Genomic DNA, 25309 nt, shown 5'->3' with positions numbered 1-25309 from the left:
TGCTGTATAAATGTACATGCAATTTATCGTGTGTCTGGATAAAAGCTTCCTGCAATTTCTACTTTAACATGTCTACTTTTGTAATTTTCTGCCACAAGATTTATATCATCTCCAATAGCACTATCATCAACTGTGAAGAATCGTGTATCATTATCTGTAACCTCTTTAGCTGTTGCAGATACCTTTTTTCCATTAGCATCCGCAATCCACATATTTGCCTTGTAATCTTGACCAACTATAGAGTTTTCAACCTTCGATCTACTATTATTATCTTTGGTCCCCGTTGCTAAATAAATATTCGCTGAAAACCTTGGTAGTTCCTTAGCATAAGTGATAGCGCTTGTCCCCGCACTTGCAACACCTGCACTAACTAATAATCCTAAGGCACAAACTGTTGTTGCTAGTCTTTTCTTCATGAAAATCCAACTCCTTTTTGTATTTTGCTGAAAATTAACTACAAGCAACACAACAATCAACAAGCATAGAGAACGAGTATTTCATTCTCTAATTATCAATTATTATAAAATTCTAAAATTTTAAATTTCAATAATTTATCTAAAAAGTTCAAAAAAAATTAAAAATATAGGTATATTTCGGTGGATTATTACATAGGAAAGCCCGAAAGTCTAAATTGACTTTCGGGCAATACTCTATTATTTAGTAAAAAGTGCAATAAGCTGGCGAGAACGTTTTCGTCCGAGTACTGCTTCCACTTCACTGAGTACATCTTTTGGAATACCTAAAAAGAGCCAAGAAAAAGAGAATTGCTCTAGATAAGGTCGAAGCTTTTTCACTTCAGAAGTGGTAATGTCAAAACCTTCGGCACGGGCAATCGCTACAACTTCTTTATCACTACTTTGAGATAATTGTTGCAAAAATTGAATACTCACAAACAATCCCTCCTTTTAAGTTTTGTTTTCTTTACAAATACTAAACTTTCATTTATACTTACAATTTGTAAATCGTAATGATTTTGAATTAGAAAGAAGCGATCATGCATGAAACAAGCATTAATTGACATTGAAAATGTGTCATTTCAATATGACTATACACAAGTATTAAAAAACATCTCATTTCGTGTGGAAGAAGGAGATTTTTTGGCGCTCCTAGGTCCGAATGGCTCTGGGAAATCGACATTACTGAAAATAATTTTAGGTTTATTAAAACCGATGTCTGGTGAAATTACATTATTTGGAGAACCAAGTGCAACGTTTAAACATCGTGAATGGATTGGCTATGTTTCTCAAAAATCCAATGCCTTCAACTCTGGTTTTCCTGCAACGGTTCAAGAAGTAGTTATTAGTGGATTATCAAAAAAATTAGGGCTCTTTAAGCGTCCTTCGAAGGATGCCAAAAGCAAAGTATACGAGGCATTAAAAGCCGTAGGGATGGACGCCTTTATGAAACGAAATATTGGTGAGTTATCTGGTGGACAACAACAGCGCGTATTTATTGCACGTGCTTTAGTCAGTGAGCCACGATTACTAATTTTAGATGAACCAACAGTCGGCATTGATCACGAGAATGTGCAGTCCTTTTATGATATGCTGGCGAAATTGAATAGGGAACAAGGAATTACGATGATTCTTGTTACACATGATGTTGATACGGTATCAAACCGCATTAGCCATGTTGCTTGCCTTAATCAAACAATTCATTTCCACGGCTACAAAAACGAATTTGATTCGATTTCTCAGGATGCGCTAGACGCTTGGTATGGTCATTCGGTGAGAAAGATTCACTAAAAGGAGAAGGCACAATGATTGAAGCAATTTTTCACTATGAGTTTTTACAAAATGCCTTTTTCTCTGGCTTATTAATTGGCATCATCGCACCACTATTAGGTGTATTTATCGTAGTTCGTAGGCTATCACTGATTGCTGATGCATTATCCCATGTTACACTTGCGGGGATTGCTGGTAGCTTATATGTAAGTCAGTCTGTTGCTGCATTAGCAATGCTCAACCCAATTTACTTAGGCATACTTGCTTCTGTGAGTGGCTCGATATTAATTGAGCGCTTACGCCGTTTATATAAGCATTATGAAGAACTTGCCATTCCGATAATTATGTCTGGTGGAATTGGCATTAGCGCAATTTTTATTTCACTTGCCAGTGGCTTTAGCACCGATTTAATGAGCTATTTATTTGGTTCTGTTTCGGCTGTGTCGAGGCAGGATTTATGGGTCGTTATTGGGATTGCGATTGTAGTTATTGTGTTTTTATATTTCTTCTTTAAAGAATTATTTGTGCTATCGTTTGATGAGGAATATGCCAAAGCAAGTGGTTTGCCAGCTCGCTGGGTTCACCTGTTGTTTATGATTGTGACAGCACTAGTAATTGCTGCTAGTATGCGCATCGTAGGTATTTTACTTGTTTCATCTTTAATGACTTTGCCAGTGGCTGCCGCCATGCGTCTGGCTAAAGGTTTTAAACAAACGATACTCTATGCAATTGTATTTGGCGAGGTAGCAGTGTTCATAGGATTAGTAAGTGCATTTTACTTAGATTTAGCGCCAGGTGGTACGATTGTCGTTACGTCTATTCTTATTTTATTGCTAGTTATTATCGTGAAGAAAATAATGTTAAAGGTATCTGTAAAACAAGGGGAGGAAGCACTGTGAATATTTCAAGAGCGTGGGAAATTTTAAAAGAAAACGGCTATAAAAAAACAGATAAACGTGAGTTAATTTTAAATATGTTTGCGGAAACGGATAAATATTTAACCGCTCGAGATTTATTAGATGTGCTGAAAAAAGATTTTCCAGGTATGAGCTTCGATACAATTTATCGTAATCTTTCAACGTTTGTAAAGCTTGGCATTTTAGAAGAGACTGAGTTGTCTGGTGAACGAAATTTTCGTATGCATTGTGAATCTGAACATCATCACCATCATTTCATTTGTATGGATTGTGGCAATGTAAAAGAGCTGAATGTTTGCCCGATGGAAATGTTAGGTGAGAAGCTTCCAGATTATGAAATTGAAAATCATAAATTTGAAATTTACGGAAAATGCCCAGAATGTAAACATGAAACCCTGTCAAATTAGTTTTGACAGGGTTTTTACTTATATCAAAGGAGTATGTTTAGAAGGAAAGGGTATACTCCATTCTCAGTGAAAGAAGGCTACTATGCTCTTACTACACGAATAGCATCTATTTTTTTGCAATCGATAATAAGTGGTGATTTTGAACCAGCTTCTAGGAAATAAGCACAGCAATTTCTACAATTGAAGCTCACAAAAGTTAAACCAAGGAAACTAAGACCGCCTGCTAAGAAAACATCAACTACAGCTCCAACTTCTAATTTTCTTAATTGCTCACAGATGCAGCTTCTGCAGTTGTTCACTGCTTTGTGGCATTTCTCTTCTTTACATTCATGTTCTTTTTTGTGGCTACATTTGCAAGGTTTATGGCATTTACAAGGAGCCCAGTTCATATGAGTAACATAACGTCTATCTTCCATTCATATTACCTCCTTTCTCCATCACTTAATGTAAAGCTATTGCCTTACACTAATAATCTATGTTTTGTTGAAGAATGGAGGGTGGTAATATGTCCGATAAACAAAGAAAAAACTATTTTTTCTTTTAATAAATGTTGTTAAAGTTTATTTTATATGGCAAAGGTGTGATTGTACCGATATGGTTGTCATAGAGATAGAAGTCTATCGGTGGGGAAATAGGAAAGAATGTTATGTTTAAAGAGCAGAATATGCATTTTAAAAAGAAACGACGAATGTTGTTATTTTTACAAGCATTCGTCGTTGTTTCATTATTGGTGTTTTTGTTGGAATGCTACCATGAAATCGCGAAGTGCTTCGCAAGTTTCTAATGGCACAGCATTATATGTTGATGCACGGCAACCACCTACTGAGCGGTGACCATTTAAACCGATAAATCCAGCTGCTTTTGCTTCAGCTAGGAATTGTTTTTCAAGTTCTTCATCAGCGACGCGGAACGTGATGTTCATTAAAGAACGGCTTTCTGGCGTTGCGTGACCTTTATAAAAGCCATTGCTGTTATCGATCGCATCGTAAATTACTTGTGCTTTAGCTTCATTAAGTTTAGCAACAGCTTCGACGCCACCTTTAGCTTCCACCCATTTCAATACTTCACCTAACATGTAGATACCGAATGTTGGTGGTGTATTATATAATGAGTTACCATCCGCATGTGTTGTATATTTAAGCATTGTTGGAATTTCTTTATTTGCTTTTTCTAGTAAATCCTTGCGAATAATAACGACTGTTACACCAGAAGGACCAAGGTTTTTTTGCGCACCTGCATAAATGATACCAAATTTACTTACGTCTACAGGTTTAGATAGGATGTCACTTGACATATCTGCTACTAAAGGAACATTACCTGTTTCAGGGAATTCTTTCCATTGAGTACCATAAATTGTATTGTTAGAAGTAATGTGCACGTATGCATCGTCTTCATTAAATTGAATATCTGATAATGCTGGGATATTACGATATTTATTTTCCTTTGTGCTTGCTGCTTCAACAGGTGTACCGAATAATTTAGCTTCTTTGAATGCTTTTTCTGACCATGAACCAGATAATACATAGCTTGCTTTTTTATCGGCTTGGAGGAAGTTCATCGGTACCATTGTGAATTGAAGGCTTGCCCCACCTTGTAAGAATAGTACTTCATAGTTTTCTGGAATAGCATAAAGTTTTTTTAATAGAGCAATTGCTTCGTTATGTACTTCGTCGAAAATTGCACTACGGTGACTCATTTCCATAATAGACATACCTGAATTACGGAAGTTTACTAATTGTTGTTGAGCGTTTTCTAATACTTCTAGGGGTAGTGCAGAAGGACCTGCGTTAAAATTGTATGCTCGTTGTGTCAAAATGGTACACTCCTTGTTTTGTTTAATAAAAGCACCTTTATTGGATTATAACTTAATTTTCAAGAGAAAAAACAAAATTCTCAATTTTTTATTTATGTACGATGAAAACGAGCATTTTAGTGTCAGGCACGCACACAATTGGCACACAATTTGTTTTATGTATTGCATATTGATGAAAAACTACATAGATAAAAAATTTTCGGTATACTGAAAGGTAAGAAATAGTGAAAGGGGTGTATGTATGTTTACAATAGAACAAGCAAGTCTGATTGTTGTGGATGTCCAAGGCAAATTGGCAACGATTGTAGAGGATAGTGAAACAGTCATTCAAAATGTAGCAAAACTAGTACAAGCGATGGAGGCTTTGGATGTACCTGTGTTATGGCTTGAACAAAATCCAAGTCGTTTAGGTGGAACTGCCTTAGAAATAGCGCAGCATCTTCAGGGTGATTGCCAAAATGGCTTTTAGTGCTTGTCAGGAGCAAGCCTTTATCGATGCAGTTAAAGCAAGTGGTCGTACCCAATTTATCGTGACAGGTATTGAAGCGCATATTTGCGTTTATCAAACAGCAAGACAACTGAAAGAACAAGGCTTTGAGGTGGAAGTAGTTGTGGATGCGGTGTCCTCTCGTACAAAAGCCAATAAGGAAATAGGGCTAGATAAAATGAAGGCACTAGGTATATTGCCAACGAGCACAGAAATGATTTTATATGAGCTTTTACAAGGTGCGAATCATCCACATTTTAAAACAGTGTTACAACTCGTTAAATAACGATTTACTTGCCAGCAACCTTTAAAAGTAAATGCATAGCAGACAAAGGCGATAGCAAAAAAAGTGACGGGGACATAAGAGAAAAAGTGTTAAATTGAACCTAATCAATCTAACACTTTTTTGCTATGCCGTTGTTGTCCGCTACGACGGTGCTTTCTGCTCAGCACAGTAAGCCGCAATCCTCGCTACGCGCGGTCTGCCCGCGGCTAACATTATGTGCTGTTCTGAGCTGGAGTCACCGCCTTCGCTACCAACAACTAGTGAACACTTCTAATTTTTTTAATTGCAAAAGCAAGAATAGCTAAGGTCTCCATATAGCAAAAATTTACGAACAGCTTTCCTCTGTTCCTTAAAATTTTTTAGTTTTGTCCCAGCCACCTTTTCTCTTTTGTGTCAGCACTTTTTATGCAGGCATTTCCGTTGGAGTTGGTTTTGCATAACCATTTTTGTATGTTTCATCAATTGTTTGGCGGATTTCTTTTAGAGTCATGCCATCTTTATGCATTTTTGCGGATTGTAGTGCGATTTCCAAACAAACAGCGCAACGTGTGCCATGATCATCCCATACAATTGTTCCGTCTTGCTTTTTTTCTTGAATAAAGCAGTTTAAATTACTTTTATGTCCAACAGATTCTCCACAGCCACAGTAGCATGGCATCCATTCTAAAATTTCGGTTGATTGTCCAGCTATTTGGTAGACTAAGCGAATATTTTCAGATTGGCTATCTAAAAATGTTGGCAGGACATCAGCACTTGCTGTCTCTTCCTGAATATCTCCTGTTACATGAGCATGTCCATCATGTGAAGCTTCATTTTGAGTATCTTTTGGCTGTTCTTCCGTCGCTTGTTTGTCAGTTCCGCAAGCACTTAACACGAGCAATAACAACGTAAAAATGGATATTAATTTTTTCAAAAAAACGCCTCCTACATGTTTACAATATTTCCATTATAACATTGGTCACGTCAATATTTATAGCTAGCGTAGTTACAAATCAGTGAAAAATATCTAATCCGCGTGTTTTGTTCATTAAAAGTTCCATTTTTTCGCCTAGCAATTTTTTTAAGAACAAGCCAAACAACAGAAAAACTAACCAGAAGCTTAGTAAGAATGTAAGATCTAGCCATATTTTGGACCAAATGATGCCACCAACTGCTTCACGCATCATGCCGATTGCATAAGTAAACGGTAAAAATGGATTAATTACTTGGAAAAACGTTGGTAACAATTCAACGGGGTAAGTACCGCCAGAACCAGCAATTTGTAAAACCAACATCACAATGGCTAGTGCTTTACCTACATTTCCAAATACAGATACTAGCGTGTAGACCACTGTAATAAAAACAAAGCTAATGATTAAACCAAAAAGAATAAAGGAAAGAGGCGCACGAATGGAGATGTCTAACAGTAAAATATCACCAATTGTAATAATCAATGTTTGGATAATGGAGATAGTTGCAAAAGTCATTAATCGCCCAAAATATATTTCACGAATGCTATATTGTGGGTTGTCGTGAATATTCACTGCAAGAAGAGAAATCAGCAACAAACAACCGACCCAAATAGATAAAACGGTATAAAATGGTGTCATGGCTGTTCCGTAATTTGCAATTGGAAATATTCTATGTTCTGCTAGTTTGACGGGTTCTTCAAAAAAATCTCGCTCTGCTTCGACATCATTTTTTAATAATTGAACGATTTCAGAGATATCGGTTTCGTTTTCTAATGTCCGTAGCTTATTAGCAAGGTCGATAATCTTTTTACTTAGTGTAGGGAAGTCAGATTGAATGGTAGCTATAGCCTTATTGGCCGTTACTAACGTATTTTTGGCATTGCTTAATCGTTGTTTTGCCTGTGGAATGGAGCTTTGCACTTTCGTTAGCATAGTTGATGCATTTGTTAATGTATCCTTTGCAGCATTCAAGGTTGTATGAATTTGTGGTTCTAGTTTATCTGAATAGTAACTAAGAAACTGATTTAAATGATTTGCAGCATCTTGAGCCGTTTGTTGGACTGCGGCAATATCTTTTTTTATTGTTTGCTCGTCGATATTATTGAATTGTTGTACTTTATTTGAGACATCCGTTACTACAGAATTTAGTTGACGTAATGTAGAGAGCACACTAATCATAGAGTCGCTAGCAATCGGATTTGCCTGTAACTTTCCTTGTATGGACTCCAATTGCTGAATAATACCTTTATTATCTAATAGAGCGATAACATCATTCGATCGCTCCTGTTGAAGCGATGAAATCACCGTTTGGAGAGAGTTTTCCAGTTGTTTACGAGAGGAGGCATCTGCCTGTGTTAACTTCTGTAAAGCTTCCAACGTTTGGATACTATTATTTACCTTATCTTGTGAAGATGTTAACTGCTTTTGCAGTTCGTCTTTAGATTTTGCTAAGGTAGCTGTATCTGTCTGGATAGTTTGCAATTGCTCTAAAAGCTGTGAGAATCGTTGAGCGATTGTTTGTACGCTTTCTAAATCTGCTTTTACAATGGGGGAGAGCTGAGTGAACAGCGTATCTGCCTCGTTTATCAGCTGTAAACCATTGTGGATAGTTGTTAGACCGCTAGTTGTCATTTTTTCTATCTCGGGTATTTCACTGATAGTGGTGTCCAATAATTTTTCAGCATCTTTTCCACCTTTTGCAGTTTGAGCTAAAAATGATTCAATATCAGGAAGATGTTGTTCAATTGTGAAAATATAATGTTCAAATTTTTTGAAGTCTGGAATCTCGTGTTCGATTTCAATGCCAATGGTATTGAACATAGAAAAAAGTGTGCCATTGACTGTTGAGATAAATTCACTCGAAACTTGTTGGGTAATAACACCGGCGCCTTTACCTGTAATTTTGGGAGCAATAGGATTAATTTTTTCATTTACATAATAATCAATATGCGCTTTTGTAGGTTGATCGGTCAAAATGGATGTAAGCTTTTCTGAAAAATCGTTAGGAACGATAAGTACTGCAAAATAATCACCATTGTTTAATGAATCGAGCGCTTCTTTTCTTGGGAGAAAGTACCATGAAAAGCTATTGTTTGCTTGTAAATTGCTCATTAATTCCTTTCCAATGTTTAAATTTTCACCTTTAATTGTAGTGCCATCATCTTCATTGACAACAGCAATTTTCATATTTGCCGTGTGCGCGTATGGATCCATCGAAGCATAGATATTCAACCATGCATACAAAGAAGGTAAAAAAATGAGCCCACCAACAATGACAGCAACTACCCAGTTTGATACTATATTTAAGATATCACTTTTATAAATTCGAAAAACATGTTGGAAAGTAGGTTTCATAGTAAATTTCACTCCAAATTCATTTTGCGCATTATAGTAAGTAGGTTTCCATAAATACATTAAATTATGTTTGAATTGTGCGAAAACTTACTATGAAAGACGAATTAGTTTACTAGCTTCTAAAAACACTTTATAATCAATTCCAAATACACTAAAAGTAGGACATTTTTTATGTGAAATCGGAGGAGTTTAATTGAAAAAGCTACTAATTATTGGTTCGGTTATTGTTGTATTATTTGCAGCGATTATTGTACTTACAAATGTATCAAACAAAAACAAACTGGCGAGTGCGAATAATCCATACGGAGACAAAAATCTAAAACAAGAAACAATTGACCAATTAGATGATGAAAATTACCAAAATATTATGTTGCCTGATGAGCTAGAAAAGAAGATTAAAGCTGGGGAAGATGTCAATGCGTATTTCTTTAGTCCAGTTTGTGTCCACTGTCAAGCATTCACACCCGTATTAATGCCGGTTGCAGATGATTTAGGCGTAAATATTGCACAATTAAACGTATATGAATATGGAGATTTATGGGATAAGTATAATCTCGAAGCAACGCCAACTTTTATTCGTTTTGAAGATGGCAAAGAAACTGCACGTTTTGTAGGGGCATTAGCTGAAGAAGATTTACGAGCTTTCTTAGATAAAGAAGTATTAAAAAAATAACGCACAGAAGAGACTGAACCAATGGGACAGTCTCTTTTTTGTTCAAATAGATAGCAAATGAAATGGAGAGTGCTTTATAGAGTGAAGTATGTATAATATATACTATATAGAATGAGGTGTATGAAAACTGGAGGAAGAATGGATGACAATGGAAGAATACTTTTATAATGGAGAGCTGATGAAATGTTATAAGGCTGCTATGCAAATTGCAGATGGGCCTGATAAGGAGTTAGCTACTAAATATATTACTTTGTTGGATGAGTACGATGTTGCTGCATTGCCGAAGCCAACACTTTTCGTGGAAACTCAGCATAGTGAACGAGCGAATGAAAGTTATCCTGAATCAGACGATGTTTTAGCAATACGTGCTATAACAGATGAAGCGGCATTTGCGAAGCGAGTAAAAGCGCTAGAGGACATGGCTAAATCAGGTTCAGCTAATGAAAAGGCACAATCATTTTTTACACAGGGCGAGCTGTTTTTATTTGCCCATCATTACAATGAAAGTGTCCATTGCTTCAAGCAGGCAGTAAAAGCAAATCCTAATAAGGCTTTGTATTGGGGCATAACAGGTCAAACGATGCATCGTTTTGGTTGGATGCCATTTGATGCACTTGCTTATTTAGAGCAAGCCATTGACTTAGATCCGACAAATGCTCGCTGGAAGTGGAATAAAGCCCTTGTGTTAATTCAGCTTGCAAAAGATTTACAGATGGCACCGTTTATAGCGAATGCAGCGATTACATTAGAGGAAGCCATTGCTTCTTGTGGTGAGCATCAGCGATCTCTAAAAGATGCAATCCAAAATACCATTGATAATATGGATAGTTATGTATTTTCATAAAATGAACATGCTAAGACTGAAGATAAACTCGTTAATTACGAGGATATTTTCAGTCTTCTTCCTTTTTTCAACAGTTGAAACATTTTATCCATTTTTCTTTGATTGAATTTTAGGTATATCATGGTAATCTATTAGTAGAATCATCTCAAAATTATTTATACATAATGAATTATTATAAAGTAGCGGTTATCAGCCAAGTGAAAGTAGGGATCATCGTGTGGGAATTAAATAAACATTTTTCTTTATTTAGGAAAGGGATACTATTCATATTATTCTCTAGCGTATTATTGATGATCATTGGTTATTGGAGTGATGAATTTTACGGGATTTTTGGAAAGAGTAATTATGTTTCGATTCATTTGCTAATAGAAATTTTGATCATTGTTGTGACGATGACGATTGCCATCCAATCATGGTTAACAACACCTTATATTCTATCTAATAGAACTCTATACATAGGTGCATTATTTTTAACGTATAGCTTAATTGAAATTGCACATGCACTTTCTTATAAGGGGATGCCGCATTTTATTATGGAGAGCACCCCCTATGCTGCAACATGGTTTTATATTATTGGAAGGTTAGTGTTATCATGTGGTATCTTGCTCATATTTTTTATTAAGGAAAAAGCCATTCTTAATAAAACGTATCGATGGTTCATTTATAGTACGCCATTTGTTATTACTGTTGGATTATTCATACTTATATATGTACCGACTACCCCTATTTTGCCACCGCTTGTTATTGAAGGAGTCGGTCCAACACCGTTAAAAATTTCGTTGCAGTATGTCGCAATGGCATGCCATTTTCTCATCATGTACTTATTACTAAAAAAATTTAAGGTAGCACCCAATATTATATTCTTGTTGTTAGGTAGTGCAAGTTATTTAATCATTAGTGATTTACTTTTTACTACATATCGTGACGTTTACGATATTAAAAATTTTATTGGACATATTTTTCAATTGTGTTCTTTTTATTTTCTTTTTAAAGCCATTTACTTTTCATCAATTGAAAAACCGTTTCAGGATTTAATAGAAATGCAGAAACATTTAGAGAAATCTAGAGAGAAGATGCATTATATGGCTTATCATAACGAGGTGACAAGCCTACCAAATGAACGGTTTTTAATGGAGACATTACATAAGAACTTATATAAATCGAATGTTAAGAAGGCTATTTTAGCTATTGAGATTGAACGCATTTCAGCTATTAAAGCGTCACTAGGTAGTTCATATGCAGATAAATTAATTAGTCAAGTTGCACAGCGGCTAAAGGATATTATACCGGAGCAGTATTTACTAAGTATGCTTCGAGAAGATTATTTTATCGTATTTATTGATGATGCAAATCATACACAACGAATCATGGAGCTTTGTAAACAGTTGCAAATGGTCATGGCGAAATCCTTCCAAATACAACATATTTCTTTAAATGGGCATTTAAATATTGGCATATCTTTATTCCCGACGGATGCCTACAAAGAAGAAGAGCTTGTCAGATATGCTGTGTATGCGATGCAGGAGGCGAGAAAAGTACCTTCACGCATCGTATTTTATGAAACTTCCATGTCTAGCGATATTACAGAGAAAATTATTTTAGAAAATGATTTACGTCATGCTTTGGATAATCATGAGTTGTTTGTGGAATATCAACCGCAAATAGATTTGCAGACAGGGCAAATTTTATCGGTTGAAGCACTAGTCCGTTGGCAGCACCCAAGTAAGGGCATGATTTCACCAGGTTTGTTTATTCCGATTGCCGAAGAGTCAGGTATCATCATTCCGATTGGACAATGGGTATTAGAAACGGCGTGTAGGCAAGTGAAGCAGTGGGAACAAGCTGGCTTACCACCTATCAAAGTAGCGGTAAATCTTTCTTTAGGTCAATTATTTCAGCAAGATTTAGTGGAGATGATTCAATCTGTACTTGAAGATACTGATTTAGACCCAAAATACTTACAATTAGAAATAACGGAAAGTATGACCATTAATATCGATCATATCACGATGATTTTACATCAATTAAAAACGCTCGGTGTGACAATTGCTGTTGATGATTTTGGTACTGGTTACTCATCGTTATCCTATTTAAAAGATTTTCCAATCGATTGCTTGAAAATTGATCGCTCTTTTGTCCAAAAAATTCAAAGCGACCCTACTGATAAAGCATTAGTTGATATGATATTATCGATGGCTAAACATTTACGTTTGAAAGTAGTGGCAGAAGGAATTGAGGAAGTAGCACAGCTCAATTATTTAATGGCAGGGCATTGTGAAACAGTACAAGGGTTTTTATTTAGTAAGCCATTGCATCCGACATACTTACAAGATAACTATCAGGCACTTCAAGATAATGCACAAACTATTTTAGAAGCGTTACACGCTCAATGCTGAAACTTTAAAACACCCTTGTTTCGAAAGGAAACAAGGGTGTTTTTGTATGAATCATTTATTTTTGGATAGTATTAAAATGAAAACGATTTCATCTATTTAAAATATTCTAAAAATATTAACAATTTAAAAAGTTTTGTATAGGATTGCACTTGACGACGTTGACTTTAGTTGGATGAAGTAATATAATTTTCAAAATATAACAAGATTAATTATTTAGAATAGTATTACAATAATAATTTTTTTGTTGAGAATAATGGAAAAACTAAATGACATGTAGATAGAAGATAGGAGTTTAGACAATGGATATTATGCAAAAGGCAAAAGAGATGCACAAAGAAGCACAAGGGAAAATGGAGATTGTAGCAAAGGTACCTGTGCAGGATACATATGATTTAAGTTTAGCTTATTCACCTGGCGTTGCGCAGCCTTGTATTGAAATCGAAAACAATCCGCAAGCAGTTTATGATTATACAATTAAAGGAAATCTAGTTGGTATTGTGACAGATGGGACAGCCGTTCTAGGATTAGGTGACATCGGCACAGAAGCGGCATTACCGGTGATGGAGGGAAAGGCGATTTTGCTAAAACGTTTTGCCAATGTGGATGCATTTCCTATTTGTCTCGCAACAAAAGATGTGGATGAAATCGTACGCACTGTTAAGGCGATTGCTCCAACATTTGGTGGTATTAATTTAGAGGATATTTCTGCTCCGCGATGTTTTGAAATCGAAGATCGCCTTCGACAGGAGTGTAATATACCCGTGTTCCATGATGACCAGCATGGTACAGCGATTGTTGTTGGGGCTGGCTTAATGAATGCGATTAAAATTGTCAACAAGGAACCAAAAGATATGAAGGTAGTGATAAACGGTGCCGGGGCGGCTGGCATTGCAATATTGCGCTTATTACTTCAAATGGGTTATAGAAATGTTGTGATGTGTGATACAAAGGGGATTATTTATGACGGGCGTAAGGAAGGGATGAATAGCATCAAAGACCAGATTGCAAAAATTTCAAACCCATTCAAATTAGTTGGGACATTAGAAGACGCGATTGCTGGTAGTGATGTTTTTGTGGGTGTATCTGTTGCCAATTTATTAACGAAAGAGCATATCGAATCAATGAACGAAAATCCTATAGTATTTGCGCTAGCTAATCCTAATCCAGAAATCACGTATGATAATGCTCGTGCATGGGGTGTACGTGTTATGGGTACTGGCCGTTCAGATTATCCGAATCAAGTAAATAATATGCTTGCTTTCCCTGGTATTTTTAGGGGGGCATTAGATGTCCGCGCTACAGATATAAATGAGGCGATGAAACTGGCAGCGGTAGAAGCCATTGCTTCGTTAGTATCAGCAGAAGACTTATCAGAAGAATTTATTATTCCAAAGTCGATGGATGAGCGTGTAGCGAGCGTTGTCGCGAAAGCTGTTGGCAGTGCTGCAATTGACTCCGGCGTATCGGTGTTATTCCAGCAACCACATCAACATGTCTAAACGTTGTCCGTTTCTTTCTATTTAACAATCATGGTATGATAGATGTGTAATGATTTGTTGAGATAAGGACGGGTTTCGATCATGGCACAGGAAGTAGCAAATAAATTTATTGAAAATGTATGTTACCATTTAGTACGTAATATGGATATTGAAAAGGTTGAGCACCACTTTAATCAGACGATTGATATGCAACGTCAATCGGCTAGTTCGAAAACAGATTTTTGGGATAGGCTGATGGTGAATATGTTGTATTTTACTGACAATGAGCAAGTTTGGGAAAATCAGCTTATCAATATGCTAAAACAGAAACAATGGGTAAAACCAGCAGTACTTGAAGAAGAATTGCTTATGCATCAAATGCGAATTCGTCAGCAAGTAGCTGAACGAATGGAGATGGCAAAAGAATTGTTCCATCAACAGTATGACGCTGAAGGTCTTACAGAGGAAGCGATTATTTATGACTATGCCTATAGCGCTGCTGGACATTCGATGCGAATGGATTTACTCTCGGTTCTTGTATCAACGCCTGCACAATCCAACGTGCTATTTGACGCTGATCCGCAAGAAACACTTCGCATCATTAACGGATATATAGCCTATCATACAGACGGGCTTATTTCGAAAACAAATTTAACATAAAATTTGTAGGCATCGAATTAGAGAAAATTCTCTAATTCGATGCCTTTGTAGTGTCAGGCACACAAACAATTTTCAAACAATTAGGGGAAGATTCCAAAATCAACATCTGTGCAGTATAATTGGGCAATATGTTAAAATAGTTTTGATTTTACTTGAAAGGAATTAATAGCAATGAATACACCATTCACTTTTAAACATACACAACCAGCAAATATGGACCCTACTAAAAAATATCCAGCGATTTTTTTATTGCATGGAATGGGTAGCAATGAAGATGATTTACCGCAATTGGTACAAGATTTTCAAGACCAGTGTCATATCATTAGTTTGAGAGGTCCTATTGCACAAAAGCCGGGTTTTGCCTTTTTCACGATACAGGAAGTGGGAAAGCCAGACCGTGCTATTTTTGATAAAGTGTTAATTGCACTGCAACGATTTATTTTAGAAGCGATTGAAGAGTTTCAAATTGATCCGCATAAAGTATTTGTCCTTGGCTTTAGCCAAGGGGCTGTTCTTGCACAGTCACTAGCTTTTGTTATGGGCAATTTAATTACAGGCATTGTAGCATTAAGCGGATATACGCCAAAATTTGTTACGGAGGAATATGCGATTCGCACGGTCAATCATTTACATGCTTTTATTTCTCATGGTGATTATGATTATGTGATTCCTTCACAATGGGGTATGGAAAGCAAAGAACTGTTTGAGCAATTTGGCGCCACAGTTACTTTCAAGCAATATCCAGATGGACATGGTGTTACACCAGAAAATTGGCGAGATTTAGGCATGTTTTTAGCACAACAACTACAAGAACAAGATCATATGCAGTAACCCTAAGTAATAGATAAAAGGCATCGGGAATTCAATTTCTCGATGCCTTTTGTTCGTAAAAATTTTATTTAGATAGACTGCGGTCTTTATCTGTTACAGCTGCAACAGCATCATGGATTGTCGTTTCGAAATGATTGCTTTGAAGGGAAGATACGCCTTGAATGGTTGTTCCACCTGGAGAGCAGACTTGATCGACCAGCGCCCATGGATGCTCTTTTGATTGTAAAATCATTTTCGCACTGCCGAGTACTGCATTTGCAGCAATGTCGAGTGCCATGTTTTTCGGCATACCTTCACGCACAGCAGCGCGAGCTAAGGCATCGATATACATATAGGTGAATGCTGGTGAAGCCCCACCAATTGTTGTAAAGATGGAGAATAAGTGTTCAGGTACTTCAATTATCGTGCCGATTGTTTCAAATAACATGGTGATAAGACGAAGTTGTGTCTCTGTTACTTGCTCATTTGCTGTATAGCAACTTGTTGATGCGCCAATTAGGGCATTGATATTTGGCATTACGCGAATAATAGGCGTGGACTCTGAAAGATAACCATGGAAGTAATTGAGGTTTTTTCCCGCAGCAATGGATACAATCATATGCTTTTCTTGGAGATGTTTTTTGACCTCAGGTAAAACATCAGGTAGCATTTGAGGTTTCACACCTAAAATAATGACATCACATTTTGCCATGAGTTCCTCGATGGAAGTTGTTGCTTGTATACCATAAGAGGTTGCGAGTTTTGTTGTTTTTGATTTTGTACGATTATAGCCATATATATAAGAGGAATCAAAATCTCCGCTATTGCACATTCCTTTAATAATGGCTGTGGTCATATTACCTAGACCAATAAATCCGTATTTCACGTGTTAGACACTCCTTCGTTTAGATAGAACATACCCATTAGTATAGTGCAGATTGTTTTTCTTGAATAGCATTATGCAGGAAAGAAGGCAATTAGGTTCAAATTCATGCAAGTCGGTGGTATCATAGAAGGAGTTGTGAATTGACATTATACCTTCTATTGATAAAATCATGTACTTTATGTGAACTTTGAGACATAGCTATCCTAAAAGGGGTAAAATAATAATTTGATATGTTTAATGCAAAAAATGTCTCATTCTATCGAAGGACGTAAGTAGAAATTATAAGAGAAAAGGAATTAAGAGGAATGGAACAAAATCTAAAAACGGACCAAAATCCACAAACTGTAGAAAAAACAATAGAGAAACATTCGCGCTCTAATGTTTTAGCTCAAACAGTTAAAACAGGTATCATAAAATCCAATTTAATTCCTATGTGGGCTGGCTTGTCGCTAGGGATGTATAAAAATAAAATGACATTATTGGACAATATACCAGAAATCATTTTCGCAACAATTGGTTCGGCACTTGTTATAGGTGCGGCAGGAGCTTTTAATAATGTGTATGACCGTGATATAGATGCCATTATGCCGCGTACGAAAAATCGTCCGACTGTAACAGGGGAGATGTCAGCAAAATCCACGATGAGTTTAGCGATTATTATGCTTGTTGTTGGAGTAGCTGTACTAGCATTAGCCTCACCACTAGCTGCATTATTTGGATTTTTAGGTGTATTTTTATATGTTGTGCCGTATACAATGTGGACAAAGCGTCGCACTATTTATAATACCGAAATTGGTAGTATATCAGGCGCAGTACCACCTTTAATTGGTTGGGCAGCTGTATCTACTGATATTACACATCCTGCTTTAATGGGGCTCTTTTGTGTGATGGTAATCTGGCAAATGCCACATTTTTATGCGATTGCGATTCGTAAACATGCGGATTATGAAGCAGCTAACGTTCCGATGCTTCCTGTAATAAAAGGGATGCGCCGCACATATTACCAAACAAATTTTTATTTAATACTGTTAATATTATCAAGCTTTTTATTTGGTTCATTAAGTATTGGTATTATGCTTGTCGCACTTATATTAAGTGTGGCATGGCTTGTAATGAGTATTTACGGTTATCATAGTAACACGGATCAAGTGAAGTGGGCGACGAAAATGTTTGTTTTCTCGCTTTTCCATATGACAATTCTCTTCTCAACAGTTATTATTTATTCCCTAGCTGGGGTCATTTTTAAATTATATTAAATAGCATATTTCGATGAATCATAATTGAAAAGCCAACAAGTTATTCTAAGCTTGTTGGCTTTTCTTTTGCAACAGATGTAATTTGTCGATTTGGCCATTCGAGTGCATGAAGCTGCCCTCCAAAAACAGCACCTCCATCAATACCAATAATATTATTATCGCCGAAATAAACACTGTAGTTAGTTGGGTCTTGATGCAATTTATAGGTTGGTGTATGCCCGAAAATTATAGTTTTCTCACCACTGTAGCCTGTATGAAACTCTTCTCGAATCCATAAAAGTTGTAAAGGATCTGTGTCCGCTAAGGCTTTACCAGGTACAACGCCACCATGAACAAAAATGGCATCCTCCAACTCTATATACGTTTCAAACGTCTCGATAAGCTGTAAATGTTCTTCAAGCTTTGGCAATGTTTGAATAAAGCTAGGTAATGTGTTTTGGGCAATGGCATCTTCAAAATCTTCAGGCTGATAGCCGTAGCTTGCAAGTGTTGCATCTCCGCCACAAAGTGAAATCCAATGATGCCATGCTTTTGGAATACCAGAACGACAAGCTTTGAGCATAATAGCCTCGTGATTTCCTAATAGTACACGTGCACCCGTTGCTTGTAGTTCCTCAATTATATTTAAAACGCCACAAGATGCAGGACCCCGATCAATATAATCCCCTAATAAAAGTAACTTATCTTGTGTGGCGTCGAACTTCAATTTTAATAATAATTTTTCCAGAAGTTCTAATTCACCGTGTATATCACTAATTGCTAGTATACGTGTCATAAAAAAGCATCCTTTCCAGTATAACAGGCGTTACTAATTATTATATAGAAGAATCTTACAAAATTCGACTTTTCTCGTTTGTTGATGATTTCTTCGGTATGGAAGAAATATTTTAAAGAGAAGTGTTGTACGACATAGTAATTGTTAGCGTTTGTCGTGTGATTCTATCTTATGTCACAATGTTTAAGAGCTATTATTCGTTTGTCCATAGATTTCGAATAGTGGGGGAAGGATGTACTAGTGGAAGATGCGATGTAATTCAGAAGATTAGGTGATTTGAATATAAACCTTTTTTCCAAGGCTTATATTCAAATCGATTAATATTATTCTTTGAGTTTGTGCCATTCTTGCATGGCAATTGTTTCGTCAAAGGTTGACAGTAGACGATAGTTGTCTGTATCTAAAATGCGATAATGTTGACTAATGACGTTTTGTTGTAAACGATAGCCTTGCCATTCATTTAGGTTTTTCCACCATATGTATCCGCCCATCGTTTTTTCCTTTGGCGGTAATGTGCCGTTATTGGCGATTAAGTCAACGACCTCAAGTGGATCACCACCTAGCTCATGCTGTAATATGGAACTTTCACGGCATAAAGCACATACTGCAACTGTAGTTGTCCATCCTGTTTTAATGCGACCTTTTTCAATTTGCACGAGTGTTTTTTTGGAAAGCCCAAGAAGATCGCTCATTTGGTCTTGCGTTAATGCTTTTTCTGTTCGAATTAATTTTAGTTTTTCTGAAACGAGTAAAATGAGTTGTTCACGATTCATTCAAACACCCTTTCTTTCAGGTTGTTACGCTCCATTATACATGAAAAAAGTAAAGGAAGGTGTGCAAGTGATGATTTTGAAATTAGAGGTAAAGGGGAGCTTGGGCTAAGCTAAAGAAATAGACTGCTCAAAGAAAAAAGCTTAGTCATTGAGCAGTCTGTTATTTGTAGAACAGGCCATTACTTAATATTCATATTTTTTTGTGTCCGAAATAACACGGAAATGGATTCCTTTAATTTGGGCACTTACTTTATGTCGAAGTGTATCAAGATAGACTAGCTCGTCTCCATCGTTTACACACTCAGCAATTTCCTGTAAAAGTTTAGTGAATGCCTCTTTGAATAATGAGCGCATATTATCAAAGTCAAGACTTCTAAAGCTACCGTCGATATCGAACGCCTCTACAGAATTTAACTGCTTGGAAGCTCCAGCAAAGCGGTCATCGTATACTGTGTAGTTTTCATCTGTTACAACGATAATATATAATACTTCTCCTGTAATTGTTTTTAACTCAATATTTGTTTTGTGTTTTTTTACATCCGTAATAATATGGATACCGTCTGAATGATAAAGTTTAAAAAGTTTCATAACAATGCCCCCTGATAATAAAATCATATACAGATTTATTATATCGAAATATGGCTAATAATGGAATGAGACAAAAGTATTTAGATAACTTTGTATAGCCCTAAAGTTGTGAAAGTTATATCAACTGAGCCTTTCGTTTACTTTTATTAGCCTTCTGTAGGAACGGGTGCAGCTTTATGAAGAGGACGCACTTCGATAAAGTGAAGCTGATGACCCTGTTGTTCATAAATGCTAAATACATATTGCGCTAGCTCGATGTTTTTAATCGCTTTGAGCCCGTTGTTGACTGTTAAGAACCAACCACCAAGTGTTTCTACTTCTTCATTGTCAAGGGATACTTGCAATAAATTTTCTACATCTTCTACAAGCATTTTTGCATTCAAAATATAATGATTGTCACCAATCTTCCGAATTTCTGCAACTTCATCATCGTCAAATTCATCACGAATCTCGCCAACGATTTCTTCTAAAATGTCTTCTACCGTCACAAGCCCAGAGGTACCACCATATTCATCCATTAAAATCGCCATATGAATGCGATCTTTCTGCATGCGAACTAGTAATTGTTGTATAGGTGTTGTTTCAATTACTCGAATAACAGGGTTAATAAAGTTTTCGAGCACTAAAGAATCATCAGTTATTTGTTCCAATAAGCCATGTGTAAACAACTCTTTTGCATTAATAAAGCCTAAAATATTATCACGGTCACCATCATACACAGGGTAGCGAGTATATTTCTCGGATGCGATAAAGTGAATAATATTAGTGAAGGTTTCATTAATTTCAATACCCGCAATCTCTGTTCGGGGAATCATAATTTCGCGAGCAATTCGTTCGTCAAATTCGAAAACATTATTCACGAACTTTAACTCGGTTTTATTGATTTCACCATTTTTAAAACTTTCAGATAACAGTGAACGCAATTCTTCCTCTGTATGTGAAATCTCGTGTTCATTAGCCGGTTTCATACCGAAGAAACTTAGAAGCATACGCGCCGATCCGTTTAAAAACCAAATGAATGGATACATCAATTTATAGAAAGCGATAATCGGTTTAGCAAAAAGCAATGAGATTGTTTCCGTCTTTTGAATAGCTGCCGTTTTTGGCGCTAATTCGCCGACAACGACATGTAGAAAAGTAGCGATAGCGAAAGCCGAACCGATTGTGAAAATAGGGATAAATTTATCCGAAATGCCGATTGTTTCAAAGAGTGGATGTAACATAAATTCAAAGGTTTTTTCACCAACCATCCCTATACCAAGTGCTGTTATTGTTATACCAAGCTGACAGGCAGATAAGTATTCATCTAAATGGTTGACAACATGCTTCGCAGGTATTGCCTTTTTATTGCCCTCTGCAATTAACTGATCAAGTCTAGAGGAACGCATTTTAACAATCGCAAATTCCGTTGCTACGAAAAAGGCGGTTAAAGCTAATAAAATAGTGAAAATCGATAAATTTAATATGGTCTCCAAATAGTCGTTCTGCAAAACAGAACGTCACCTCCTAGGTATTAATGAGTAGTAATAATGATTGCATTAATGCAATGCTTTCAGGTGAAACATTTTTTTTAATCGTTTGGCTATATTTCGTGTCTTGATTGTTCATTTGTTCCAGTAAAGAAGTTACATCATGCTCTAAATCTTGCATTTTTAAACGTAGTATTTGAACATCGATTTCTTCATAAGTTGTTGTGACATTAAGTGCTTGTTGTATTTCTACGAGTGAAAGTCCTTCCTGCTTGCGTTTCTCGATGAAATGAAGTCGTTCAATCATGGCAGGATCATAATAGCGGTAGTTTGATGGGGACCGTTCTGCCTCCAACAGGCCTAAATTTGTATAGTAATCAATTGTTCTTTTAGTAATGCCAGTTTTTTGAGCAAGCTCTCCGATTTTTAATTTTTCTGTCCCAATGCAAATACCTCCCAACCATCACGTGATGCTTTGATTATAACGTGACAGTTTTATAGCATACAAATAATACGCTTTAAAATTTTTAAAAATATGATTTTTTTGTGAATACTGCTTGTTGCTAAGGGCTTGCTAAAGGAATCGTCAATCGTTACAAAAAAAGCTCTTCTAAACGATAATATCGTTAGAAAAGCTACAGACCTTATTTATTTAAATAGGTATCGTATAGATGATGTAATGCATCCTCGCCATTCATTTGTAGTATTTTTTCTTGATTTAAAACAAGTGTTACGGCTGTTTGCGCGCTATCAATTTGATCGTCATCTATTGTACACGTAACAGTCACTACACCGGTTTCAGCAAGCTTCTTTTGCATAGGAGTATCCCATGCTTGGTCAGAGAATAATGGTGTTCGCCATGTACCTTGAACATGTAGTTCATTTAATTCGGCGTCATATTCCCAGCGTATGTCACGTAAAATAGTTTTAAATAGGTCATTAATAGTAAATGTTTGGTCTTTGTAGTTAATCGTTAGCGCTCTTATTGCATGGACATCACGACTAACAGAGCTCGCGGCAGCATCAGCTGCTGAGTTAATGCCCGATGCCGCATCTTTGATTTCAGATAGTCGATCGCCACAGCCGGTAAGTAAGGTAGACAGGCATGCTACAAAAGTGAGTTTTGTCATCCATTTCACAAGGAGTACCCCCAGTTTACTAGTTGTTACTACTATATTAACGAAAAGAAAATTGTGAAGAAAGGGTATGTAACAGGCAGATTGTGACGGTTTTGCAACGATACAACCTTTTCAAATGAATTGGAAATAGCAATGGTTATCTATAGTGAAATTTTACGTAACTTAAATCAAGAAGGGGAGCGGTTCATATGAAAATTAATGATGAGATACTCGATCGATTAGGAACATATTTTGTTTATCATGCGGTCTATGATAATTATGGAATAACCTTCGAAAATTTTGTGGAGCGTTGGTTGCGTGGGATACTTGAAGTTTAGTGATGTCTATTCAAATCGCAAGGAAGTCCAACGGGTAGGACCACGACAAGTGCTGTTAGGTTCGCTGTTGTATACATCAACGTTGACGACAAAAAGTGTTAGATTGATCACAGTCAATCTAACACTTTTACTTTTTAATATTTTCTTGTCAGTATTACTTAAAGTAGTTCGTAATAAACTGATTTGCTTCTTGCCAATTATACACTCGCACAACATTGTCAGGTACAGCAAGACGATTATATGGTGTATCGAATAAAATAACAGGTATTTTTAATTCTTCAGCGAGCATCACAGCATTATCATGTTTATCTTCAAAGAAAGCGGCGACATTATGCTTTTTGGCAGTCGCTAATTTATCATGACTTCCGATAAGTTCTATGTGATCGTACGGAATAGCCTGTGATTTAAACCAGTTCATCGTAATATCAGAAACATTCTGACCACGTGCAGAAATATAATATAGCTCATAAGTATGTTGCCAAGCATTTAAAATAGCTTTGGCATCCTTTGCAGCTTCTGATACTTCATACATATAAGGCTCATTTTCCTTAAACCATGCGTTAAATGCAGTGCGATCTACTGGATAAGGAAAGGCCTATAAAAAATCATATTCACAAACATCATCCAGTGTAATATTGACCTTATACTGCTTATTAATATGCGGGATAAGTGTACTCGGACAGGTCACTGTACCGTCAATATCAATACCAAAACGGGGCTTTGTCATGCAAGCACCTCCCTTAGGCGTTCGCTTTTGCAGCTTCTTCAGCCGCACGTTTTTCAGCCATTTCTGCAGCTAGCTTATCAATTTCTTTTTTCAATTCTTCTACCATTGTTTCTTCTGGAACTTTACGAACCGTTTTGCCTTTCATGAATAGCAGACCTTCACCACGTGCACCTGCAATACCGATATCGGCTTCACGTGCTTCACCTGGACCATTTACGGCACAACCTAGAACAGCTACTTTTAATGGCACATTTAATGTTGAAATATATTCTTCCACTTCATTTGCAATGGAGATAAGGTCGATTTCAATACGGCCACATGTAGGGCATGAAATTAACGTTGCCATGTTAGACGCTAAACCAAATGATTTTAATAGCTCACGAGCAACTTTCACTTCCTCCACAGGGTCGGCAGATAAAGAGATACGTAGCGTATTACCAATACCTTTTGACAGGATTGCGCCAAGGCCAGCAGCAGATTTTACAGTCCCAGCAAACAATGTACCGGATTCTGTAATACCTAAATGTAGCGGATAATCAAAAGCTTGTGCAGCTTTTTCATATGCTTCAATCGCTAAATTGACATCCGATGCCTTCATTGACACGATAATATCGTGGAAATCTAAGTCTTCCAAAATTTTAATATGGTGTAGTGCTGATTCTACCATACCATCGGCAGTTGGATAGCCATATTTTTCAAGAATATGTCGCTCTAATGAACCGGCATTTACGCCAATACGAATAGGAATGCCTTTTGCTTTTGCAGCTGTTACAACGGCTTCAACTTTTTCTTTACGCCCAATATTACCTGGGTTAATACGAACTTTATCAATACCATTTTCAATTGCTTTTAAAGCTAATTTATAATCAAAGTGAATATCAGCTACTAATGGAATATGGATACGTTTTTTTATTTCGGCAATTGCATCAGCCGCACGCTCATCTGGCACTGCAACACGAACAATTTGACAGCCCGCCTCTTCTAGTCGCAGAATTTCTGCAACAGTTGCTTCGACATCATGTGTTTTTGTTGTACACATACTTTGAATGAATAATTCATTACTACCACCAATTGTTAAATTACCGACACGTACAGGACGTGTTTTTGAACGGTGACAAATTTCACTCATTAACTTTCTCTCCTTTTCGGGCCACTACTTTCAGCCGTCACTGACACTTATTTTAGCAGTGTAAGAAAATAAGGACAAGGAAGAAACGTTAACTTTTCATTTTCCGCATGCGTTTTCGAATTCAAAAGAGAGGGGAAGCTTAATATTTTCGCCTGGTGCAAGTGCTTGTAATTGTAAATGTGGATTTAATTGATAAAAGAGCTCCAGTCGTTCCGGAAAGGTCATCGGCATTTTTGCTGGGTGTAGTGCAAATAAGCTATGGATGGTATCGCCTTGAATTGTTTGGACCGTAATGTAAGCTGGCTCGCGCTGGTCTTCGCAAAGTGTATTTTGCCCATCTTTTGGATAGAAGGCAGCGAGAGATAATGTACCTTCTGTTAAATCTACTTTTACGACAAATGCGATAAGCACAATAGCAACAGTTAACAAGAATGCTCGCAAAAAAACCCC

Annotated in this window: 28 protein-coding genes and 1 pseudogene; 13 read left to right on the top strand and 16 right to left on the bottom strand. The window is 36.7% G+C overall.

What is annotated here, in order from left to right:
• Nucleotides 1-23 precede the first annotated feature (23 nt).
• Together LO754_RS15245 and LO754_RS15240 are read right to left on the bottom strand one after the other, a co-directional pair.
• Entirely contained in the window at nucleotides 24-416 is a 393-nt protein-coding gene (locus LO754_RS15245; protein WP_229387095.1) for a hypothetical protein, read from the bottom strand.
• Nucleotides 417-653: 237 nt separating this feature from the next.
• On the bottom strand, nucleotides 654-890 hold the full coding sequence (locus tag LO754_RS15240; RefSeq protein WP_024362974.1) for a Nif11 family protein: 237 nt from the start codon (nucleotides 888-890) through the stop codon (nucleotides 654-656).
• A gap of 108 nt (nucleotides 891-998) precedes the next feature.
• Between LO754_RS15240 and LO754_RS15235 the strand changes: the two genes are divergently transcribed.
• From LO754_RS15235 to LO754_RS15225, 3 genes are read left to right on the top strand one after another with little or no spacing between them, the layout of a single operon-like run.
• Entirely contained in the window at nucleotides 999-1745 is a 747-nt protein-coding gene (locus tag LO754_RS15235; protein WP_024362973.1) for a metal ABC transporter ATP-binding protein, read from the top strand.
• Nucleotides 1746-1759: 14 nt separating this feature from the next.
• A complete protein-coding gene (locus LO754_RS15230; protein ID WP_024362972.1) occupies nucleotides 1760-2623 on the top strand; it encodes a metal ABC transporter permease in 864 nt (287 codons plus the stop codon).
• The gene (locus tag LO754_RS15225; RefSeq protein ID WP_024362971.1) at nucleotides 2620-3048 is read left to right on the top strand and encodes a Fur family transcriptional regulator; all 429 of its coding nucleotides are present in this window, start codon (nucleotides 2620-2622) and stop codon (nucleotides 3046-3048) included. The genes LO754_RS15230 and LO754_RS15225 overlap by 4 nt, the downstream gene beginning before the upstream one ends.
• A gap of 80 nt (nucleotides 3049-3128) precedes the next feature.
• Here the strand turns inward: LO754_RS15225 and LO754_RS15220 are convergent, their stop codons facing one another.
• On the bottom strand, nucleotides 3129-3464 hold the full coding sequence (locus tag LO754_RS15220) for a hypothetical protein (RefSeq protein WP_231784715.1): 336 nt from the start codon (nucleotides 3462-3464) through the stop codon (nucleotides 3129-3131).
• Nucleotides 3465-3772: 308 nt separating this feature from the next.
• Nucleotides 3773-4861, bottom strand: coding sequence for a 3-phosphoserine/phosphohydroxythreonine transaminase (gene serC, locus LO754_RS15215; protein WP_231784714.1), 1089 nt, complete (start codon nucleotides 4859-4861; stop codon nucleotides 3773-3775).
• 241 nt (nucleotides 4862-5102) lie between these two features.
• Here serC and LO754_RS23505 point away from each other — a divergent pair, with 241 nt between their 5' ends.
• Nucleotides 5103-5330, top strand: a complete 228-nt coding sequence (locus tag LO754_RS23505; protein WP_255702575.1) for an isochorismatase family protein — start codon at nucleotides 5103-5105, stop codon at nucleotides 5328-5330.
• Nucleotides 5320-5634, top strand: a complete 315-nt coding sequence (locus tag LO754_RS23500) for an isochorismatase family protein (RefSeq protein WP_255702574.1) — start codon at nucleotides 5320-5322, stop codon at nucleotides 5632-5634. Before LO754_RS23505 ends, LO754_RS23500 begins: the two co-directional genes overlap by 11 nt.
• 403 nt (nucleotides 5635-6037) lie before the next feature.
• On the opposite strand, the gene LO754_RS15205 is transcribed toward LO754_RS23500, so the two are convergent.
• A complete protein-coding gene (locus LO754_RS15205) occupies nucleotides 6038-6547 on the bottom strand; it encodes a PCYCGC motif-containing (lipo)protein (RefSeq protein WP_024362967.1) in 510 nt (169 codons plus the stop codon).
• Nucleotides 6548-6626: 79 nt separating this feature from the next.
• Nucleotides 6627-8939, bottom strand: a complete 2313-nt coding sequence (locus LO754_RS15200; protein WP_231784713.1) for a YhgE/Pip domain-containing protein — start codon at nucleotides 8937-8939, stop codon at nucleotides 6627-6629.
• A 193-nt stretch (nucleotides 8940-9132) separates the two neighbouring features.
• On the opposite strand from LO754_RS15200, the gene LO754_RS15195 reads away from it, so the two are divergent.
• From LO754_RS15195 to LO754_RS15170, 6 genes are all read left to right on the top strand, one after another.
• Nucleotides 9133-9612, top strand: a complete 480-nt coding sequence (locus LO754_RS15195; RefSeq protein ID WP_024362965.1) for a thioredoxin family protein — start codon at nucleotides 9133-9135, stop codon at nucleotides 9610-9612.
• Between the two features lie 142 nt (nucleotides 9613-9754).
• Nucleotides 9755-10456, top strand: a complete 702-nt coding sequence (locus LO754_RS15190; protein ID WP_231784712.1) for an O-linked GlcNAc transferase — start codon at nucleotides 9755-9757, stop codon at nucleotides 10454-10456.
• 215 nt (nucleotides 10457-10671) lie between these two features.
• Nucleotides 10672-12852, top strand: coding sequence for an EAL domain-containing protein (locus LO754_RS15185; protein WP_231784711.1), 2181 nt, complete (start codon nucleotides 10672-10674; stop codon nucleotides 12850-12852).
• 299 nt (nucleotides 12853-13151) lie between these two features.
• The gene (locus LO754_RS15180) at nucleotides 13152-14351 is read left to right on the top strand and encodes a malic enzyme-like NAD(P)-binding protein (RefSeq protein ID WP_231784710.1); all 1200 of its coding nucleotides are present in this window, start codon (nucleotides 13152-13154) and stop codon (nucleotides 14349-14351) included.
• A gap of 81 nt (nucleotides 14352-14432) precedes the next feature.
• On the top strand, nucleotides 14433-14990 hold the full coding sequence (locus tag LO754_RS15175) for a hypothetical protein (RefSeq protein WP_231784709.1): 558 nt from the start codon (nucleotides 14433-14435) through the stop codon (nucleotides 14988-14990).
• A gap of 171 nt (nucleotides 14991-15161) precedes the next feature.
• Nucleotides 15162-15821 carry an alpha/beta hydrolase gene (locus tag LO754_RS15170; RefSeq protein WP_024362960.1) on the top strand — a complete coding sequence of 220 codons (660 nt, stop codon included), beginning with the start codon at nucleotides 15162-15164 and terminating at the stop codon, nucleotides 15819-15821.
• A gap of 64 nt (nucleotides 15822-15885) precedes the next feature.
• Here the strand turns inward: LO754_RS15170 and proC are convergent, their stop codons facing one another.
• Nucleotides 15886-16686, bottom strand: coding sequence for a pyrroline-5-carboxylate reductase (proC, locus tag LO754_RS15165; RefSeq protein ID WP_024362959.1), 801 nt, complete (start codon nucleotides 16684-16686; stop codon nucleotides 15886-15888).
• Nucleotides 16687-16991: 305 nt separating this feature from the next.
• Between proC and cyoE the strand changes: the two genes are divergently transcribed.
• Nucleotides 16992-17942 (top strand): heme o synthase, encoded by a 951-nt coding sequence (cyoE, locus tag LO754_RS15160; RefSeq protein WP_024362958.1) that lies wholly within the window; start codon nucleotides 16992-16994, stop codon nucleotides 17940-17942.
• A gap of 40 nt (nucleotides 17943-17982) precedes the next feature.
• On the opposite strand, the gene LO754_RS15155 is transcribed toward cyoE, so the two are convergent.
• From LO754_RS15155 to LO754_RS15130, 6 genes are all read right to left on the bottom strand, one after another.
• Nucleotides 17983-18717 carry a metallophosphoesterase gene (locus LO754_RS15155; RefSeq protein ID WP_025219990.1) on the bottom strand — a complete coding sequence of 245 codons (735 nt, stop codon included), beginning with the start codon at nucleotides 18715-18717 and terminating at the stop codon, nucleotides 17983-17985.
• Nucleotides 18718-19040: 323 nt separating this feature from the next.
• Nucleotides 19041-19490, bottom strand: a complete 450-nt coding sequence (locus LO754_RS15150) for a helix-turn-helix transcriptional regulator (RefSeq protein ID WP_024361301.1) — start codon at nucleotides 19488-19490, stop codon at nucleotides 19041-19043.
• A gap of 183 nt (nucleotides 19491-19673) precedes the next feature.
• Nucleotides 19674-20078 carry a hypothetical protein gene (locus LO754_RS15145; RefSeq protein WP_024361300.1) on the bottom strand — a complete coding sequence of 135 codons (405 nt, stop codon included), beginning with the start codon at nucleotides 20076-20078 and terminating at the stop codon, nucleotides 19674-19676.
• Nucleotides 20079-20224: 146 nt separating this feature from the next.
• Nucleotides 20225-21553 (bottom strand): hemolysin family protein, encoded by a 1329-nt coding sequence (locus LO754_RS15140; RefSeq protein WP_024361299.1) that lies wholly within the window; start codon nucleotides 21551-21553, stop codon nucleotides 20225-20227.
• Between the two features lie 31 nt (nucleotides 21554-21584).
• A complete protein-coding gene (locus LO754_RS15135; protein WP_227665360.1) occupies nucleotides 21585-22007 on the bottom strand; it encodes a MerR family transcriptional regulator in 423 nt (140 codons plus the stop codon).
• A 184-nt stretch (nucleotides 22008-22191) separates the two neighbouring features.
• Entirely contained in the window at nucleotides 22192-22677 is a 486-nt protein-coding gene (locus tag LO754_RS15130; protein ID WP_231786336.1) for a hypothetical protein, read from the bottom strand.
• 197 nt (nucleotides 22678-22874) lie between these two features.
• Here LO754_RS15130 and LO754_RS23495 point away from each other — a divergent pair, with 197 nt between their 5' ends.
• A complete protein-coding gene (locus LO754_RS23495) occupies nucleotides 22875-23003 on the top strand; it encodes a hypothetical protein (protein WP_255313805.1) in 129 nt (42 codons plus the stop codon).
• A 154-nt stretch (nucleotides 23004-23157) separates the two neighbouring features.
• On the opposite strand, the pseudogene LO754_RS15125 reads toward LO754_RS23495, so the two are convergent.
• From LO754_RS15125 to LO754_RS15115, 3 genes and pseudogenes are all read right to left on the bottom strand, one after another.
• Nucleotides 23158-23730 (bottom strand): annotated as a pseudogene (locus LO754_RS15125) (5' nucleotidase, NT5C type).
• A gap of 13 nt (nucleotides 23731-23743) precedes the next feature.
• On the bottom strand, nucleotides 23744-24859 hold the full coding sequence (gene ispG / locus LO754_RS15120) for a flavodoxin-dependent (E)-4-hydroxy-3-methylbut-2-enyl-diphosphate synthase (protein ID WP_024361295.1): 1116 nt from the start codon (nucleotides 24857-24859) through the stop codon (nucleotides 23744-23746).
• A 96-nt stretch (nucleotides 24860-24955) separates the two neighbouring features.
• Nucleotides 24956-25300, bottom strand: coding sequence for a hypothetical protein (locus tag LO754_RS15115; RefSeq protein ID WP_231784708.1), 345 nt, complete (start codon nucleotides 25298-25300; stop codon nucleotides 24956-24958).
• Nucleotides 25301-25309 lie beyond the last annotated feature (9 nt).

The sequence above is a fragment of the Lysinibacillus sp. GJ-1 genome (assembly GCF_021166035.1).
Classification (GTDB): domain Bacteria; phylum Bacillota; class Bacilli; order Bacillales_A; family Planococcaceae; genus Lysinibacillus; species Lysinibacillus sphaericus.
The sequence above is the reverse complement of the archived record's forward strand: the minus strand, read 5'-3'. Positions and strand labels throughout refer to the sequence as shown.